Annotated in this window: 12 protein-coding genes; 3 read left to right on the forward strand and 9 right to left on the reverse strand. The window is 73.9% G+C overall.

Features of this window, described 5'->3' with window-relative positions; translation table 11 throughout:
* The first annotated feature begins 5 nt into the window (after window positions 1–5).
* Window positions 6–464, forward strand: coding sequence for a hypothetical protein (locus LGQ04_RS11660; RefSeq protein ID WP_229243872.1), 459 nt, complete (start codon window positions 6–8; stop codon window positions 462–464).
* Here LGQ04_RS11660 and LGQ04_RS11665 read toward each other — a convergent pair.
* The 4 genes from LGQ04_RS11665 to LGQ04_RS11680 all read right to left on the reverse strand — a co-directional run bounded on the left by LGQ04_RS11665 (window position 455) and on the right by LGQ04_RS11680 (window position 7,021).
* The gene (locus tag LGQ04_RS11665) at window positions 455–2,926 is read right to left on the reverse strand and encodes a glycosyltransferase family A protein (protein WP_229243873.1); all 2,472 of its coding nucleotides are present in this window, start codon (window positions 2,924–2,926) and stop codon (window positions 455–457) included. The two genes, LGQ04_RS11660 and LGQ04_RS11665, sit on opposite strands and share 10 nt — an antisense overlap.
* Window positions 2,927–2,989: 63 nt before the next feature.
* A complete protein-coding gene (locus tag LGQ04_RS11670) occupies window positions 2,990–4,438 on the reverse strand; it encodes a DUF6395 domain-containing protein (RefSeq protein ID WP_229243874.1) in 1,449 nt (482 codons plus the stop codon).
* 105 nt (window positions 4,439–4,543) lie between these two features.
* A complete protein-coding gene (locus LGQ04_RS11675; RefSeq protein WP_229243875.1) occupies window positions 4,544–5,803 on the reverse strand; it encodes a nucleotide sugar dehydrogenase in 1,260 nt (419 codons plus the stop codon).
* Between the two features lie 174 nt (window positions 5,804–5,977).
* Entirely contained in the window at window positions 5,978–7,021 is a 1,044-nt protein-coding gene (locus LGQ04_RS11680; protein WP_229243876.1) for an ATP-grasp fold amidoligase family protein, read from the reverse strand.
* A 179-nt stretch (window positions 7,022–7,200) separates the two neighbouring features.
* On the opposite strand from LGQ04_RS11680, the gene LGQ04_RS11685 reads away from it, so the two are divergent.
* On the forward strand, window positions 7,201–8,685 hold the full coding sequence (locus LGQ04_RS11685; protein WP_229243877.1) for a polysaccharide pyruvyl transferase family protein: 1,485 nt from the start codon (window positions 7,201–7,203) through the stop codon (window positions 8,683–8,685).
* A 1-nt stretch (window position 8,686) separates the two neighbouring features.
* On the opposite strand, the gene LGQ04_RS11690 is transcribed toward LGQ04_RS11685, so the two are convergent.
* A complete protein-coding gene (locus tag LGQ04_RS11690; RefSeq protein ID WP_229243878.1) occupies window positions 8,687–10,606 on the reverse strand; it encodes a glycosyltransferase family 2 protein in 1,920 nt (639 codons plus the stop codon).
* Between the two features lie 45 nt (window positions 10,607–10,651).
* Window positions 10,652–12,613, reverse strand: coding sequence for a hypothetical protein (locus LGQ04_RS11695; RefSeq protein WP_229243879.1), 1,962 nt, complete (start codon window positions 12,611–12,613; stop codon window positions 10,652–10,654).
* Between the two features lie 304 nt (window positions 12,614–12,917).
* On the opposite strand from LGQ04_RS11695, the gene LGQ04_RS11700 reads away from it, so the two are divergent.
* The gene (locus LGQ04_RS11700) at window positions 12,918–14,879 is read left to right on the forward strand and encodes a sunset domain-containing protein (RefSeq protein WP_229243880.1); all 1,962 of its coding nucleotides are present in this window, start codon (window positions 12,918–12,920) and stop codon (window positions 14,877–14,879) included.
* An 87-nt stretch (window positions 14,880–14,966) separates the two neighbouring features.
* Here LGQ04_RS11700 and LGQ04_RS11705 read toward each other — a convergent pair whose 3' ends face one another.
* From LGQ04_RS11705 to LGQ04_RS11715, 3 genes are all read right to left on the reverse strand, one after another.
* A complete protein-coding gene (locus LGQ04_RS11705; protein WP_229243881.1) occupies window positions 14,967–15,908 on the reverse strand; it encodes a glycine betaine ABC transporter substrate-binding protein in 942 nt (313 codons plus the stop codon).
* Window positions 15,909–16,001: 93 nt separating this feature from the next.
* Window positions 16,002–16,871: an ABC transporter permease gene (locus LGQ04_RS11710; RefSeq protein WP_229243882.1), complete on the reverse strand. Its 870-nt coding sequence runs from the start codon at window positions 16,869–16,871 to the stop codon at window positions 16,002–16,004.
* The gene (locus LGQ04_RS11715) at window positions 16,868–18,157 is read right to left on the reverse strand and encodes a quaternary amine ABC transporter ATP-binding protein (RefSeq protein ID WP_229243883.1); all 1,290 of its coding nucleotides are present in this window, start codon (window positions 18,155–18,157) and stop codon (window positions 16,868–16,870) included. The genes LGQ04_RS11710 and LGQ04_RS11715 overlap by 4 nt, the downstream gene beginning before the upstream one ends.
* Window positions 18,158–18,238 lie beyond the last annotated feature (81 nt).

Genomic DNA, 18,238 nt, shown 5'->3' on the forward strand with positions numbered 1-18,238 from the left:
CCCTGGTGCGCAAGCCGACCCTCACCGACGCCCTCACCGCCCTCTCGGCCCTCGCGGCGGTGGGAGCCGCCGTCGCCTTCGCCGCGTCGTCGGGCACCCTCGCGGGGGTCCTCCTCGCGACCGCCCTCGCGCTCGCCGTGCTGCTCGTGCGCAGCGTCGCGCGCGACCTCGGCCGCCAGCACGCGCGCACGACGTCGAGCGTCGCCGAGATCGCGTCGGGGCTGCGCCGCGTCGAGCGGACGACGCTGGACGGCCTCGCGAAGGGCGAGGCGGTCGTGCGGTCGAACCGATGGGTGGTCCGGAACGTGGTCGCCCAGGGCGACCGGGTCGAGGAGCGCACCGACGCCATGGCGCGCCGGATCCTCGCGGAGCTCGTCGCCGCCTCGGACCGGTCCGATGCTGAGGCATCCGGCGTGCCGGAGCAGACCGGCGGGGAGACCTCCGCCGCAGCTCCTCAGCGATAGCCCTCGAGAAGGTCGCCCGCGGTACCGGTCGACCGGCGGACGGCGAGGTCGCGGGACCGCCGGCGGAGGGTCCGGTAGAGCCCCGCGTCGGCTCCGAGCCGGAGGACGACTTCCCGCACGTCGGCGCTGGGGCAGTACAGCGCGGCGTCGCCGAAGTCGTCCTCCAGCCTCGGGTCGAGCACGGCGACGCACCCGTGGAGCATCGCCTCGACGACGGTCCGCTCGGCCTCGACCGTGCCCGCCGCGTCAGGGAAGCAGAGAACCACGTCGAGGCTCCGGAAGAACTCGCGAGCCGTGAGCTCGCTGGCGTCGAACACGGCCCACTGCGGCGGTACATGGCCCAGCTCGTGCCGAAGAACGTCGCGCGGGCCGAGGAGCCGCACGTCGAGGGCGTCGTCGGCAGGGAAGACCTCGTGGAGCCGACGCCCGCTCGGGATCGTGCCGTCCTCCTCCTCGCTGACCCACCCGACCACCAGGCGGTGGCCGTCACGTCCGGCGCGGTCGCGCCTCTCGACGACGTCGGGCACGGAGAGGACGCGCGGGTACCTCGCCTCGGAGACGTCGGGCGCTGCACCGTCCTGCACGACCTCCGCCCGTGCCGCAGGGCTCACCGGCCACCAGCAGGGCGTCACGCCGAAGAGTCGGGAAGCGGTGCGGTCGCAGTCCGCGACCGACCACCCCAGCGTGCCGTCCGCGCGTGCGGCCCCGTCCGCGACCATGACGACGCGGTCGGTGGTGAGCCCGACGGGACGGGCCGAGGGGAACTGGAGGACCTCCGGCTGGCGGACGACGACGGTCGGGACGTGGTCGTTCTCCTCGAGGGACAGCATCGTCACGGCTCCAGAGGCGACCAGGCGCCGGACGGCTCGCGCCGTGGGTCGCCGCACCGGTCCGTGCGGCCGCAGCGTGGGGACGTCGACGAGCCCGACCGAGACGCCAGCACGTGCCAGCGCCTCCGCCTCGGCGATCCCGTGCCGGTGGGCCGAGGTGTTGCCGCTCCAGTCGGCGAGCATCGCGATGTCGACGCGGCGCGGCTCCACGGCCCCCCGGAGGAACGGGCGAGGCGCCGTCAGGGGGCGCCGGTGGGGTGTGGCCGACATCCGAGGCGATGCGCCACGGACGATCTGCTGGTGCCAGGCGAGCATCGACGCGCGGTACTCCGTGCGGCCCGGGTGCATCCAGCCCGGACGGAAGTCGCCGCGGGAGAGGGAGTCCGGCTCGAGCCGGACGAAGGCGAGCTGTTCGGCGAGCTGAAGGCGCCGCCCGGGACGCCACGCCTCGAGGCGACGGTCGAACTCGCTGTCCGCGCTCTTGCGCACCCAGTCGAACCCCCCGACCTCGTCGAGCACCGACCGTCGGAACAGGTGCGACGACGCGTTGCTGCGCGTGGTCGAGAAGCCGAGGTACTGGAACTCGAGCGCGCTGGAGCACCGGATCGAGGTGCTCAGGGTCCGCAGCAGGCCGGGGTCGTCGCGGAGAGGTACGACCTGCCGCTCGAGCCTGGCCGGGTGCGCCCAGTCGTCGGCGTCGTGGAAGGTGATGAACTCTCCTCGCGCCTCGGCCATCGCGCGGTTGCGCGCCGCGTAGGTGCCCCGGTTGACGGGCTGCGTGAGGAGGCGGACCCGCTCGTCGATCGCGAGCGCCTCGCCGAACACGGCCGCGAACTCGGGCCCGGACGCGTCGTCGACGAGGAGGATCTCCAGGTCGCCCCAGGTCTGGTCGGCGATCGACCGGACCGCCGCGAGCAGCTCGAACCCGGGCCGGAACGCAGCGACGACAACGCTGACCAGAGGCCCTGAGACGCCCCCTCCGGGCGCCGTCGGGCTCAGCCGGTCGAACGGGGTGGGACCCGTGTCGCGGAGGCGGACCGGGTCGGCCCCGCTCGACACGAGCGCCGCGTTGAGCGCCCGGAGCCAGTCCTGCGACCCGACACCACGCTCGTGGCCGAGGAGATCGATCTCGAGGAACGTCCGATCGTGCCGCGGCACGCGTGCGAGGAGCTCCTGGTCCGCACGGAGCTCGGTTCTGCGGCCCGCGGCCCACAGGAGCTGCGCGGAGGCGAGGAGGTCACGGCGGGTCCACTCCGTCAGCGGCAGGACACGACGCGCGGCGGCGTACAGGTCGACGGCGTCGGCGACGTCCGAGGCCCCGTGGTTCTGCAGGCCGACGACACGCGCCAACCCGCACAGCGCCCTGCCCCCCGCGAGCGTCGGTGGCGCCGTCCGGGCATGGTCCCCGGTGGCCGCGGCGCGACGAGCACGGGCCAGCACGGCGGCATAGCCGTCACGCGGGTCCACCATGCGCGCGAGCACCTCGCGGACGGCCGGTGACTGAGTCAGCAGCGCCGCCCGGACGGCCCTGGCGACGCCGTCGTCCGCGCCGCGATCGAGGAAGCCGTGGGCGGCGTCGGCCGCGACCCGAGGGTCGACGTGCCAGCCCGTCGGCGCTGCGTCGGTCGTCATGTCTCGTCGGTCCTGCGTTCGGTGGTCGGTGCGGTGGGAGGCGGTCGGCGTCGCGTCTCGCGGTCAGCCGTGCCCGCGGACGCGGCGGACGACGGCGCGGGCTCGGCGCAGGGCGCCGCGGACCCACCGACGGTGGACGCGCGTCCGTGGGGCCCGCGCGACCGGTGCCGCGGCAGGGGCCGGCGTCGCCGTCGGCGCCTTCGGCTTCTGCTGGGGCTCGGGGCGGAGCTCCGCCAGACGCTCGGACAAGTTCACGACCGAGCGGTGCACGACCTCGGACCGCAGGGCAGGCACGAGGTCCCACGACGCGAACGCGGCGCGGTCGGCCGGAGTCATCGGGTCGAGGAAGGTCCCGATCGACGCGACCGTCTCGTCACGGAAGTGCCCCGGGATGACGGCCGCGGACGGCTCGTACCAGCGCGAGCACCAGTCGACCTCGACGACCGGCTCGGTGAGCCGACGACGCAGAGCGTCCCACGCCGCCGAGGCGCCCGTGACCTCGAGCCGGGGTGCGAGCCATCGGTAGACGTTCTCGTGCTTGATCGGCGAGCCGAGCAGGATGGTGTCGGTCCCGGGTGCGCGGAGCAGGTGCTCGACCTCCGCGGCAGGCACGGTGCGACCCTTGATCGCCGCGTCCAGGAGGGACTTGCGCAGGCACTTCGCACAGCTGAGGCACGGTTGTCCCTTCGGTCCGCGGATGCACGACTGCCCGACACCCGCGAGACGCGACCGGGACTCGACGAGAGTGGTCCCGACCTCGCTGACGCCGGCCACCGGCGCGCCGAACTCCAGCCCCGCGCCGAGCAGGAGCGCCGACCACCGGGTGTAGATGGCGCGGTCGGTCAGCTCGACGAAGGACGCGTGACCCACCCGGTACCCGGACTCCGCCACCATGCCCCACGACACGGACCCGAGGCCCAGGTGGTCGGCGAGGAGCACCGCCGGGACGCCGTTCGCCCAGTCGACGGGGAAGCCGACGGGACGGCGGACGTGCTCGAGGTTGGACCGGACGCGGTAGGTCTCGTACCCGAGCGCCTCGACCATGTCGCATGCGGCCAGCGCGCTGTCCTTGACGTAGAGGCGGGACGGGCGCTGCCCGGTCCCCGCGACCCGGTCGAGGAACACGGCGACCGTGTCCGTCGGCATGACAGCCAGTGCCGCCGTCGAGTCGACCCCGCCGCTGAAGGCGAGCCCGGGGCGGGGCCCCGCGGCGCGCGCAGTGACGGTCGACGAGCTCTGCGTCGTCTCGACGTCGAAGGGGAGCGCGGCTCGGCATGCTGCGGCGAACTGCTCGGAGAGGGGGACGTCGAGGACGAGGCGACGCCCGACGAAGGGCACGAGCACGAGGATCGTCGCGAGCGCCTGGAGGTCGGGGTGCGGCTCGTCCACGCCCTCGGGAAGGTCCACGAAGACGACGCCGCCGTTCCATCGCTCCTCGTGGTCCTCGGCCTCAGGCCGGGCGTCGACGAGGAACCTCCGGTCGGCGGGCGAGAAGGAGACGTCGGCCCGCATCGGTGCCCTCTCTGCTCGTGCACGGCCCCGGGTGGTCCCGTCGTGCTGCGCGTGCGTCGTCTGATGGGTGTCGCGTCCGGTCGGTGACAGCCGGACGTCAGGTGGTCAGAGCCGGACAGCCCGTTCGTCCGTCGTCGCGCCGCGGGTGTCGAAGAAGCGCTGCGCGGCGTCGGCGAGCGCGTCGACGTCGTAGGCGCTGTGGTTCTGGACGAGCACGACGAGGTCCGCGGCGGCGACGGCCTCGTCGAGGTCGGGCACGCGGTCGACGGCGCGGTCGTCGAGCCGCCAGCTCTCGATGTGGGGGTCGTGGAACGCGAGGTCGGCGCCCTGGGCGAGCAGCGCGTGCGCGAGCGGGACGGCGGGCGACTCGCGCTGGTCGGCGATGTCGGGCTTGTACGTGACGCCGAGCAGGAGCACGCGCGAGCCCCGCAGCGCCTTCGCGTCCTCGTTGAGGATGTCCTGGGCGCGGCGCGCGACGTACGCGGGCATGGTCGCGTTGATCTCCTGGGCGAGCTCGACGAACCGGAACGGGTAGCCCAGGCGTGAGCGGACGTTGTGGCTCAGGTAGTTCGGGTCGATGGGGATGCAGTGCCCGCCGACGCCCGGCCCGGGGTAGAAGGCATGGAAGCCGAACGGCTTCGTCCGGGCGAGGCGGATGACGTCCCACAGGTCGATGTCGAGCTCGTGGCAGAACCGCGCCATCTCGTTGACGAGCGCGATGTTGATGTGGCGGTACGTGTTCTCCAGGAGCTTGGCCGTCTCGGCCTCGCGCGCCCCGCGCGCGGGGACGACGGTGTCGACGAACCGGTCGTACAGCTCGGTCGCCCGGCGCGTCGCCTCGGCGCCGAGGCCCCCGACGACCTTGGGGGTGTTGCGCATGCCGTAGACGGGGTTGCCGGGGTCGATGCGCTCGGGCGAGAAGGCCAGGTGGAAGTCGGTGCCGCACACGAGGCCGCTCTCCTCGAGCAGCGGCTTGAGGACGTCCTCGGTCGTCCCCGGGTACGTCGTGGACTCGAGGACGACGAGGGTCCCGGGCTGCAGGATGCGCGCGGTCGTGCGCGCGGCGGCCACGACGGCGCCGAGGTCGGGCCCGCCGTCCTGGCCCAGCGGTGTGGGGACGCAGATGACGACGGCACGTGACCCGTCGACCTCTGCCTCGCTGGTCGTGGCGTGGAAACCGGTCGCGAGCATCTCCTGGACGTCGGCGTCGGAGATGTCGTCCACGTGGGAGACGCCGGCGTTGAGGCCGTCGACGACACGCTTGCTCGCGTCGAGGCCGACGACGGCCAGCCCGGCTCGGGAAGCCTCCCGCACGAGCGGGAGCCCGACGTAGCCGAGCCCGATGACAAGGAGGTCGAACGACACGGGTGCCCCCACATTCTCGCGTATCGCCGGTAGCGTCCGGTGGCGCGCGTCGACGTGCGGGGCGCAGCGCGCGTCGGACGACACCGCGGCCCGCACTCTGGTGCGCCGATCCGGATGCCGACGCTGGAACCACCGCGAGGATACCGGCAGCGCAACCCGTCGGCGGCATCTGCCTCAGCCCGGCGCTCGGGCGGCAGAGAGTCGTACGAGCGCGTCCTCCCACAGCAGGCCCATCCGCTCGTCGTGCGCACGTTCGTACCGCTGCGGCCCGCCGGGGCGCGGGGTGAACTCGCCGAACACGATCCCGTCGGGCGACTCGAAGAGGTCGATCCGCACGAAGGGCAGGCGCACGGCCGTCGAGAGCACGCGCGCGGTCTCGACGACCCCCTCCAGGTCCCGGGGCACAGGGATCGACTCGTCGTACGGCCGCGTCGTGGAGACCGGTCCGAGGTCCTCGCCGGTCGCGGTCACGTAGCGGGTCGTGACGGTCGAGCCGACCCCGTGCCGACCGACGCGGCGCAGGAGGATCTGCCCGATCTCGCCGTGGAACGCGTAGACCTTGATGTCGACGGGCAGGGCGTCGCCCGTGACGCCGGTGATCCGCTCCTCCGCGAAGAACGGGGGGACGACGTCCCGCTCGGCGTACCGCGCGAAGCGCTCGCGGACCCCCTCGGGCGTGAGGACGTCGTCGGTGCCGAGCAGCGCGAACCCGGACCCCTCGCGGCGCAGCGGCAGCACGCCGCGCGAGGAGGCCCCGCCCACGGACTTCAGCACGAGCTCGTCCGGCAGGCCCGTGAGGTCGACCTCGTCGAGCGACTCCCACCTGCGGTAGACCTGCGGGGTCCGCACGCCGAGCGAGCGCACGAGCTCCTGCGCGGCGAGCTTGTGGGTGAGGCCGGCGGGCGCGTCGTCGGGCGTCCCGGAGAGGCCCCGGACGGTGAGCCGTCGCTCCCAGCAGAGCATGCGGTGGAACGACGCCCGCGGGTACGACCCGAACACGTCGGCGAGGTCGGCGCGGAGCTCTCCGATCTCCGCGCCGGCCTCCTCGAGCCGGGCGCGCTGGGTGCGCGCCGTGCGCCGCCCGGCGTGCACGGCGCGGCGCAGCCGCACGTCCTCGTCCTCCAGCTCGGCGACGCGCCGCTCCAGCGCCGCGATCCGCTCGTCCCGCCAGCGGATCGGGGGGAGCGAGCGGGCGACCCCGCGCAGCGACCGTGCCATGGACCCACGCCCCTCGTTCTCGGCGTCCGGGCCGGGCGGGCACCCGGGCCGGTCCTGCTCCGCGCAGGACGCTCCGCGCGGGACGTGCTCGACGAGCGTAGGGCACGCGCGGGCTCCGCCCGTCGGCCGACACCCGGGAGCGCTCCGGGCCGCGAGCCGGGACCGGGTAAGGTCCTCGCATGTCACGACGCATCCTCCTGCGTGCCGCGAAGGACCCGTTCCACGCTCCCGTCGTCGAGGAGATGGTCCAGCGGGACCTCGTCGCCTCGAACACCGGCAACCTGCTGTTCAGCGACTCGGCGTACCGGATGCTCAGCACGTCCGACGTCGAGGTCGTGACGAACGGACCGCGCCTCAACGGCGACCCCTCGCAGGCCGACCGCATCAACGAGGAGTACGACGCGTTCGTCGTCCCGCTGGCCAACGCGTTCCGACCGGACTTCCTCCCGGCGCTGCGCCGCCTCACCAGGCTCATCGAGAAGCTGACGATCCCCGTGACGGTGCTCGGCGTCGGCGCGCAGACGGACCTCGACTACAGCCTCGAGGAGATGGCGCCGCTCGACGACGCGGTGCGCCGCTTCCTCACCGCGGTCCTCGACCGCTCGCCCTCGGTCGGCGTGCGCGGCGAGCTCACCGAGGCCTACGTCCGCAGCCTCGGCTTCTCGGACGTCGAGGTGATCGGCTGCCCGTCGATGTTCCTGCACGGCGCGGACCTCCAGGTGCGCCCGGTCGGCGAGCTCGGTCCGGACTCGCGGCTCGCGGTGTCGATCTCGAACTGGGTCGACGGCATCGGCGACCTCGTCATGGGGAACTACGCCCGGTACCCCGGGCTCACGTACTTCGCCCAGGAGACGCGCGACCTGCGGCTCATGTACTGGCGCGACGTCGCCGAGGCCGCAGCTGCGACGAACGACGTGCCCGACGTGCTCACGCACCCCCTCTTCGCGGAGGGCAGGACGGTCTTCCACCTGGGCACGGCGCCCTGGATCGAGGACCTGCGCGGCTACGACGCCGCGTTCGGCACGCGTATCCACGGCAACGTCGCCGCGCTGCTCGCGGGCACCCCGGGTTTCGTGCTGTGCCACGACTCGCGCACGCTCGAGCTCAGCCGGTACTTCGAGATCCCGCACGCGCGCATGACGGACGTCGCGCCCGGCACCGACGTCGCGGACCTCCTGCGCGACGCCGACTACGGGCCGCTCGTCGCGGGGCACGCGGAGCGGCTCGGCCGCATGACCGGGTACCTCGCCAAGCACGGCTTCGACACGGTCTTCTCGCCCGGCCAGGACGGCGGGGCGGCGTTCGACGAGCGCGTCGCGTCGATCGCGCACCCCGGCCCGGCCGAGGTGTGGGACGGGACGGCCGACGACGGGCTCGGGTACCGCGTCGCGTGGCTCAAGGACGCGGACACGCGCACGAAGGAGCGGCTCGCGGAGCAGAACCGCAAGGTCGCGCAGCTCACGAAGACGGTCCGCACGCTCGAGAAGTCCGCGGCGCGCACCGACGCGCTCGAGAAGGAGCTCGAGCGGCTGCGCACGCGCACCGCCTCGCTCGAGAAGTCGGTGAAGCAGGTCAAGGCCGTGCAGGCGGTCCCGCTCGCGACGCGCGTGCGCCGGGGCGTCTCGACGCGCGCCCGGCGCGTGCTCCGGCTCGACCGGGACTGAGTCAGCGGCGCCCGCGCACCACGCGGGCGCCCGGCCCCCAGCGGACCACGGACACGCCCGGGTCGAGGTCGTGCGTGCCGAAGCGCAGGCGCAGGGGCCGCATCCCGACGAACACCGGCAGGTCGACCTCCAGGCGCGCGCCGCCCTCGTCGCCCACGAGGGCTGCGCCCACCTCCACCTCCTCCGGGCTGCGGCGGCGCAGCCGGGACTGCGCCGCGCGCAGCGCCGCGCCGCCGATCCCGCCGACGCGTGGGTCGCGCTCGGGCGGGGGCAGGAGCCAGGCGCTCGCGGGCGAGCGCGTGCGGCCGGCGACCTCGACGCCGTCGAGCGGGACGACGAGACGCGTCGGGCCGGTGAGCCGGGCGTCCGACCAGCGGGGCGTCGCCTGCCCGACGACGGTCCTCGCCGTCTGCCCGACGTCGACGGTCAGGCGTCCCCGCGTGTTGGCGACCGGAACGACGCACGTGCCGTCGAGCAGGGCGGGTGACAGGCGCAGCGCCGCGCCGACGGGGCGGGTCCAGGACGCGCCCTCGAACGTCGTCTCGGCGTGGACGTCCCACAGGCCCGGTTCGAGCGGGCGCCCTCCGGCGAGCGTGCGGACGTCCGCCGCGGTGCTCCACTCGAGCGCGAGGCTCGCCTCGTCGCCGCCCTCGTCGACGAGGCGCGGGACGGTCGTGGTCGGAACCTCCCACGCGACGCGCGACGCGCGGTGCTGGACGACGAGGCGCACACGCGCGCCGTCGAGGGCGGCCGCGGTCTCGTCGGCCCGGCCGCGCAGGGCCTGCTCGACGGCGCGGGGCAGCGTGCGGCGCGGCACACCGTCGGTCACGCGGAACCGCGGCCCGGGAAAGTCGGGGCCGTGCCACGCGCTCGTCCCCCGCAGCACGAGGTCGCCGTCCGTCCATCGGCTGGAGACGCACGTCGCGACCGCGTCCCAGCCGGCGTCGTGCCGGGCGAGGTCGCGCAGGGCCGTGCCCGCGCCGCTGCGGACCAGGCGCGCCGTCCGCCGGGAGCGGACGTCCAAGAGCGGGTCGAGGCGCTCCGGGAGGAACGAGCCGACCACGTCGCGCACGGTGCGCACCACGGCGTCGCCACGTGACCGTGGGCGCTCGACGAGCTGCTCGTCGAGCCAGCTCAGGGCGCGTACGCGCACCTTGTCGGCCAGGATCGCGTCGCGCAGCCCCGCGAGCTCCGCGGCGTCGAGCCGCGCGCGCACGTGCTCGAGCACGACCCGGACGTAGTGCCAGTACTCGGCGCTGTCGTCGGAGAAGTCGGTCGACCCGGTCGCGCCGCCGCGCCGCACCCAGTGGTAGACCGGCACCGACCCGAGCACGCCGACCCGCCGGGCGTGGCGGAGCACGTCGACGGCGAAGAGGTTGTCCTCCCACAGGTGGTGCGCCCGCTCCGGGAAGCGGATCCCGTGCTCGCGCAGGAACGCGGTGCGGAAGAGCTTGTGGGGCGTCATGGGCGACAGGACGTCGGCGGGGAAGCCGTCCCGCTCGTGCACGGCGTCCGTTCCGTAGGTCGCGAGGCCCCAGGTCGCGCGGTTGGTGCGGACCTCCTTGGGGTTGAGCGCGTCGAGCGCGTGCTCGGTCGCGAAGGCGTGTGCGGCACGCAGCCCGTCAGGGAAGAGCGCGTCGTCGTGGTCCGCGAAGAGCACGTACTCGCCCTCGGCCAGGTCGACCCCGACGTTGCGTGGACGGCTCGGCCACCCCGACGGCTCGATGCGCTCGACGCGCACGTTCGGCCGCGCCGCGGCGATCGCCCGCAGCCGGTCGGGGGTGTCGTCGGGCGAGCCGTCGTCGACGAAGAGCGTCTCGAACTCGTCGGCGGACAGCGTCTGGGCGTCGAGCGACGCGACGAGCCCGTCGAGCCCGGGGCCGGACCGGTACGTCGGGACGATGACCGTGACCTTGCGCACGACCACCATCCTGACCCGGCCCGGGCGCCCGGGCACGGCCGACACTCAGACGACGGTGAGCCTCACCACCGCGCTCGTGGCCCGCGCGACGTTCGCGGACGAGCCCGCGTACACGGCCTTGACCGAGCGCGTGCCGGTCGTCGCGTACCGCGGCAGCGCCACGGTGAACGTCCCGCGGTGGGCCGCGGTGAGCTTCACGGTCTTGATCCGCGTCGAGCCCACGTAGACGCTCGTGTTCCCCGTCGGGTTGGTGACGCCCGGGACGGAGACCTTCACGGTCGCCTTCGCCGAGGTCCCCGCGGGCACGCGGGTCGGGGAGACGCTCAGGGCGACCGTGGACCGCGCCGGGGACACGGTGACCGACGTCGCGCCGGAGACGGTGCGCAGCGCGACGTCCGGGTCGGCCGGCGTGAAGACGGCCTTGAACGCGTGCGTGCCGGCTCCGAGCGTGCGGGGCAGGGCGAGCGAGACCGTGCCCGCCGAGGTCCCGCTCGTCGGGACCGTCACGGCGCCGAGGCGCGTGGTGCCCTCCTTGAACGTGATCGTGCCCGCCGGGATCGTCCCGTCGACCGCGCCGAGGGTCGCGCGCAGCGTCGCGACCGACGAGCTGCGGTAGGTCTGCGTGGACTTGCTCGCCGTGAGGGTGACCGGGGGAGCGGCCCGCACGACCACCCGGACGTCGGCGACCGGCGCGACGCCCGTGCCGACGGCGCTCGCGGTGAGGGTGAGCGCTCCGGTCGAGGTCGTGAAGCTGCGGCCGGCCGGGAGGAACGAGGTGCGTCCGGAGGGTGTGCCCTGCGGCAGGAGGACCTGCTCGTTCTTGAAGGCGTCCGCCGAGTCGGCGGGGGCGAGCCGCACGACGCGGACGCCGTCGCCGAACCGCAGCGGCAGGCCCTGCGACGTGAGGTCGACCGCGTGGCCGGGCCAGGGCGCGGACGACTGGCGGAACTCGACGTAGTAGCGCGAGCGCGAGACGGGGTCGACGACGCTGATCGCCTGGGTCCCCGTAGGGGACCCGAGCGGCGAGAGCCGGACCGTGCGGGTGCCGTAGCCCGGCGACGTCAGGTGGTCCTTGTGCACGCCGAGCCGCGTGCGGCCGGGGGAGGAGAGGGCCGGCACGCCGACGTTCGGCGCGAGCGCGGTGCCCATGACGTCGTACGAGTCGACGTACGAGTAGTTGAAGCAGTCCGACGGGAACCGCGTGAGGTTCGGGTCGGGGCGGTTGCCGTCGCACCACACGGTGCCCGCGTGCTGGAGGCCCAGGTTGTGGCCGAGCTCGTGCGCGAGCGTGTGGGCACCGTCGGAGAGCTGGGCCGCGGTCCGCCCGCCGTACAGGCCGAAGACGATCCCGCCGTGGCTCGTGCTCGCCGTCGGGGGCACGGACCCGAGGCCGAGCGTGCCGGCGCACGTCGTCTCGCCGAGGTCGCTCCCGCGGTAGGGGGCGAGGACGACGAAGTGCTCGCGCTGCGCGGGGCCCGCGGTCTCGCTCTCGATCCAGTCCGTGCCGTAGCGCGACGCGCCCGCGCGGTCCCAGATGTCGAGGATGTCGTCGACGGTGGCGCAGCGCGCCCCCGCGTACCGGAAGCGGGTGAGGCTCGCGACGGTCGTGCTCACGGCGCCGTCCGACTGGTCGATCCAGTAGTCGTGCACCTCGTCGGTGAGAGCCGTCGCCTGCGCGTCGGTGATCCAGCCGCCGCTCGGCTTGCCGGTGCCGTCGGCCCAGCCCGGGTCCAGCAGGACGACGTGCAGCGCGTGCACCGTCGGATCGGCGAGGGAGCGGAGGGCCGAGCGACGCTCCGACTGCGGGGACTCGTACGCGAACGCCTCGTGGTCGACGACGACGTCAGGCCCGGGTGCGGGGGTCGGTGCCGAGAGGGTCGTGGCGCCCGTGGCGGGCGAGACGAGCCCTGTCACGACGAGCGCGGCCGTCACGAGCGACGCGAACGTCGTGCGTCGACGGCTGCCGGTCGGGCGCCCTCGGCGGGCAGGTCGGACGTGTGGGTGCACGGGTCCCCCTTGGCGACGGGTCCCGGGACGGGACGGTGCGACGAACGGTAGTGCACCCGAGGGCTCCGGTGCCTCCAGGAGGGAGCGGCGGCCGGGACCGCGGTGCGGAGGGCGGCGGGTGAATTCTTGATCGCCCACCGCGGACCGACACCTCGCTGACCGTTGCGAACGCGCGCGAGCGCGCGCGGGAGCGTGCTCGGGGGCGTCGAAGGAAGGTCACCGGGATGAACTCCAGACGCCGGGGGTGCCCTACCCTTCGGTTGCGTCGATCACGGTGGTCGCACGCGTCGACCCTGGAGCCGACATGACCGTCTTCCACTCCTCCGCCCGCTTCACCGCGCTCGTCGCGGCGTCGATCGCCGGCTCGGTCGTGCTGGCCCCGCTCGTGGCCGTCCCGGCGTCCGCGACCGTCGCGACCCTCACCGTCGCCGCCGCGGGCCCCGCCGCGACGGTTGACGAGCCGCGCGCCGTGGTCGCGCCCGACGCCCCGCCCGCGCTCGACGGCGTCGCGCGCGTCGGCGGGTCCGTGAGCGTCGCCACGGGAGCGTGGCTCCCGGACGACGTCGCCCTGACGGTCGCGTGGTTCGCGGACGGGACGAGGATCCAGGACTCGGACGTCTCGCTCGTCCTCGCCCCGGAGCTTGCGGGCGCCGTCCTGCACGCCGAGGTCACCGGCGCGCTCGCGGACGAGGGGTCGGTCCCCGTGACGGTCGCGTCGGAGACTGTCGTCGTGGAGCCCGGCGAGATCGTCGGCAGCGCCCCGACGGTGACTGGGGCCGCCGTCGTCGGGACGACCCTGCGCGCCGACGCCGCGTGGTCGCCGGGGACGGTGACATACCGCTGGACGCGCGACGGCGCCCCGGTCGACGGCGCAACCTCCCCCGAGTACACCGTGACCGCCGCCGACCTCGGCGCGCGCCTCGCGGTGACCGTCACCGCGCAGGCCGACGGCTACGCCACCCGCGTCGAGAGCTCGGCCGTGACGGCGCCCGTCACCGGTGTCCTGTCCGGCGCTCTGCCCCTCGTCACGGGGGTCGCGTCGGTCGGTTCGACGCTCACGGCCCAGCCCGGGTCGTGGTCCGTCTCCGCTGCACTCGGCTACCAGTGGACCCGCGACGGCGTCGCGATCGACGGCGCCACCGCGCGCACCTACGTCCCCGTGCCGGGTGACTTGGGGACGCAGATCGCGGTCGTCGTCACCGGTAGCGCGGCGCACCACCCCGACCTCGTCCGCACGAGCACGGCCGTCACGATCGTCGCGGGGACGTTCTCGGCACCCGCGCCGAGGATCTCGGGGACAGCGCAGGTGGGCAAGAAGGTCACGGCGTTGTCGGGGACGTGGTCGCCGACCGCATCGCTGGCGTACCAGTGGAAGGTGGACGGCAGGGCGATCACGGGGGCGACGTCGTCCTCGTACACGCTGCCGGCGAGCGTGCACGGCAGGAAGATCACGGTCACGGTGACCGGGACCGCGGACGGCTACGCGACGTCCAGCGTGGCGAGCGCCGCGGTGACCGTCGCAGCGGGGGCGTTCTCGGCGCCGGCGCCGGCGGTCTCGGGGACGGTCCAGGTCGGCAGGCGGCTGACGGCGTCCGCGGGCACGTGGTCGCCGAAGGCGTCGTTGGCGTACCAGTGGCGGGCGAACGGGGCGGCGATCAAGGGCGCGACGTCGTCGTCCTACACGCTGCCCGCGAGCGCGCACGGCAAGAGGATCACCGTCACGGTGACCGGTCGGGCGACGGGCTACGCGACGAAGAGCGTGACGAGCCGGGCGACCGCCACCGTCGTGAAGCCGTTCAGCCGGACGGCCACCCCGAGGATCACCGGCACCGCCCAGGTCGGCAAGACCCTCACGGTGTCCCCGGGGACATGGTCGCCGAAGCCGTCGTTCTCCTACCAGTGGAAGGTCAACGGGCGCGCGGTCTCGGGCGCGACGTCGTCCACGTACAGGGTCCGGACCGCCGACAAGGGCAAGCGCATCACCGTGACGGTCACCGCCCGGCGCTCCTCGTATGTGACCGCCTCGCGCACGAGCGCGGCGACCGCGGCGGTGAAGGCCGCCCCGCGGCCGAGCCGGACGACTCCGGTCAACAACGGGTGGGACTGCCCGTCCTGGGCCCCGATCAAGGGGAACCGCTCGAGCAGCGGCGACTGGATCTACCACGTCCCGGGCGGTCGGTGGTACGACCGGACGAAGCCCGAGGAGTGCTTCGGCTCGACCGCCGCCGCGAGGGCTGCGGGCTATCGCCCCTCGAAGAACGGCTGATCCCCGGCACGTGCAGCAGGACGGCGGTGGGCCGGCACCCGAACGGGTACCGGCCCGCCGCTGTGCGTCCTGGCGTCGCGCTGCGGGTCAGACGCCCGCGGCATCCTTGAGGTCGTCGACGAACGTCGGGTTCGCCTCGAGCCACGCGTCGACGGCGGCGCTCTCGTCGGCGTACTCGTCGGAGTTGAACATCATGTTCTCGAGCGAGAACAGCTGCTCGTCGTCCAGCTCGAACGCGCCGACGAGCTGGGTGAGCGTCGGGTAGCGGTCCTCGAAGTCCTTCGTGCCCCAGACGTGGATCTCCTCGGCCTCGCCGAGCGCCCCGTCGGGGTCCTCCAGGTCGCGGACGGGGAACTCGTCGTAGGCCCAGTGGGGGCGCCACAGGGTGACGGCGACGTTCTCGCCGGCGTCGGTCTTGCCCTTGAGCTCGGCGAGCATCGCGGGGGTGGACGAGATGGAGTAGTCCATGCCCTCCAGGCCGTAGGTCGGGATGACCTCCTCCTGGGTGATCTTCGTCAGTCCGGCGCCCGCCTCGATGCCCACGAGCTTGTTGTCGTACTCGTCGGCCATGGCGGCGAGGTCCTCGAGGGACTGGGCGGGGGAGTCCTCGTTCACCGCGATGGTGAGCTTGGCGTCGTCGTACCAGTGGCCGAGGTCGGTGACCTCGTCGCCGTACTCCTCCTCGTAGGAGGCGTGGGTGTAGGGCAGCCAGACGTCGAACGTGATGTCGAAGTCGCCGCCGGCGAGGCCGGTGTAGATGACGCCGACGTCGGCGGTCTGCATCTCGACGTCGTAGCCCTCCTCCTCGAGGACGGCCTGCCACAGGTGGGAGACGGCGATGCCCTCGTCCCAGCCGGAGGGGACGCCGATGGAGACCGAGGTCTCGTCCTCGCCGGTCGAGGCGGTGTCGTCGGAGCCGGTGCCGGAGTCGGAGCCGCAGGCGGTGAGGCCCAGGCCGAGGACGGCGGCGGTGGCGACGGCAGCGGTGCGGCGTCGGGTGGTGGTGCGGGTGGTGCGTGCGGGGGACATGCGTTCCTTCCTCGGGCCCGTGGGGGCCCTGGGTGGGGGTTCTTCTGCCCGACGGCGGGGGCCGGGCGGGTGCGGGCTCGGCGGCCCGGTCGGTCAGTCGCGCGTGGCGGCGAGCGCCTGGGAGACGGGGGCGCGGTCCCCGAGGGCGGAGGTCACGCGGTCGAGGTACATCGCGAGGATGACGACGGCGAAGCCCGCCTCGAAGCCGAGGGCGACGTCGACGCGCTGCAGGGCGGCGACGACGTCCTCCCCGAGGCCGCCGGAGCCGACGAGGCCCGCGAGGACGACCATGGACAGGGCGAGCATGATGACCTGGTTGACGCCCGCCATGATGGTCGGCAGGGCGAGGGGGAGCTGGATCTGGCGCAGGATGCGACCGGGGGTGGAGCCGAACGCCTGCCCGGCCTCGACCACCTCCTTGTCGACCTGACGGATGCCGAGCTCGGTGAACCGGACGCCGGGGGCGAGGGCGAACACGATGGTCGCGATGATCCCGGGGACGGGTCCGGTGAGGAAGATGACGACGGTCGGGATGAGGTACACGAACGCCGGCATCGTCTGCATGAAGTCGAGCACGGGGCGCACGACGCGCGAGACGGTGTCGTTGCGCGCGGCCCAGATGCCGAGCGGGATCGCGATGACGAGCGCGATGAGCGTCGCGACGAGGACGAGCGCGAGGGTCTCCATCGCGGCGTCCCACATGGTGACGCCGGCGATGACGACGAACCCGGCGAGCGACCCGACGGCGAGCTTCCAGCCCTTCGCGAGGAACGCGATCCCGGCGAGGACGAGCGCGACGACCCAGAACGGCGGGCTGAGCAGGATCGTCTCGAGGCCGTCGTAGACGCTCTCGAGGACGTCCTTGATGATGTCGAACACGACCCGGAACGTGTCGGTCATCCAGTCGATGAACGACTCGATCCACTGGCCGAGGGGGATGCGGGGGACGAAGGTGTCGTTCATGCCGCACCTCCGGCGGTCGTGGGCTCGGGTTCGACGGGGGCGTCGTGCACGGCGTCCGCGGTGCGGTCGGCGTCGGTGGCGCCGCCGAGGTCGATCTCGCCGGTGCGCGGCTGCTCGCCGGGCACCATGGCCTCGAGGAGGGTGACGCGCGGGACGACGCCGACGAGGCGGTCCTGCTCGTCGGTGACGGCGACGGGCAGCGGCGACTCGGCGGCGGGCGCGAAGATCTCCGCGAGGGGGGTGTCGGGGGAGACGGGCGCGACGCCGTCGTGCACGAGGCCGTCGAGCGTCTCCTTGCCGGCCTTGATCGCGGCGACGGCGTCGGCGTCGCGCACGACGCCCTGGAGGCGGCGCTGGCGGTCGACGACGTACGCGGCGGAGACCTGCGCCTCGCGCATGGTGCGGCTGGCCTGGCGGGGGCCGCCGCCCATCGGGACGACGACGGCGGGGCGGACCATCACGGAGGACGCGGTGAGGACGCGGGTGCGGTCCACGTCGGCGACGAACTGGGCGACGTAGTCGTTCGCGGGGTCGGACAGAATCTGCTCGGCGGTGCCGATCTGCACGATCCGGCCGTCGCGCATGACGGCGATGCGGTCGCCGAGGTGCATGGCCTCGTTGAGGTCGTGGGTGATGAAGACGATGGTCTTGCCGAGGGTCTGCTGGAGCTCGAGGAGCTGTTCCTGCATCTCGCGGCGGATGAGCGGGTCGAGGGCGCTGAACGCCTCGTCCATGAGCAGGACGTCGGTGTCGGCGGCGAGCGCGCGGGCGAGGCCGACGCGCTGGCGCATGCCGCCCGAGAGCTGGGACGGCAGGGAGTCCTGCCAGCCGCCGAGGCCGACGAGGTCGAGCGCCTGCTGCGCCTTCTCGCGCCGCTCGGCCTTGCCCATGCCCTGGATCTCCAGGGGGTAGGCGGCGTTGTCGAGGACGGTGCGGTGCGGCAGGAGTGCGAAGTGCTGGAACACCATGGAGACGTGCTTGCGGCGCAGGGCGCGCATCTGCTTGGCGTCGGCGGTCGCGAGGTCGGTGCCGCCGAGGCGCACGTGCCCGGAGGTGGGCTTCCACAGGCCGTTGAGCATGCGGATGAGCGTGGACTTGCCGGAGCCGGACAGCCCCATGACGACGAAGATCTCGCCCTGCTCGACCTCGAAGCTCGCGTCGATGACCGCGGCGGTGCCGAGCGCGGTGACGTCGGCGCGGGACGCGCCCTGCTCGAGGCGGCGGACGGCCTCGGTGGGTCTGCGGCCGAAGACCTTGTAGACGTTCTCCACTGAGAGTGCTGGCATGGTGGGGTTCGGACCTCTCCTGTGCGACGTGTCGACGCACGCTCCGTCGCCGTGCGCAGGCGCACCTGTCCGTGGAGCCGT

This window comes from Cellulosimicrobium marinum, assembly GCF_020551945.1.
In the GTDB taxonomy this organism is placed as follows: domain Bacteria; phylum Actinomycetota; class Actinomycetes; order Actinomycetales; family Cellulomonadaceae; genus Cellulosimicrobium; species Cellulosimicrobium marinum.